General features: G+C 70.7%; 1 pseudogene. It reads left to right on the forward strand.

Annotation, left to right across the window (positions count from 1 at the left end):
- Positions 1-239, forward strand: a pseudogene (locus tag D8Z78_RS24430) (aldehyde dehydrogenase (NADP(+))); the annotation flags it as partial.

The raw sequence follows: 239 nt of genomic DNA on the forward strand, positions 1-239 counted from the left end.
GGCGAGCTGGGCTCGGTCAACCCGATGTTCCTGCTGCCCGAGGCGGCCAGTGCGCGCGGCGCGCAGATCGGCGAGGGGTGGGCGGCCAGCCTGACCATGGGCGCGGGGCAGTTCTGCACCAATCCCGGCATCGCCGTGGTCGAAAAGGGCGCGGCGGGCGATGCCTTCGTCTCTGCGGCGGCCGAGGCGCTGAAGGGCGTGAATACACAATGTATGCTGACCGACGGCATCGCGCAGGC

The sequence above is a fragment of the Tropicibacter alexandrii genome (assembly GCF_003667315.2).
Taxonomy (GTDB): Bacteria; Pseudomonadota; Alphaproteobacteria; order Rhodobacterales; family Rhodobacteraceae; genus Tropicibacter; species Tropicibacter alexandrii.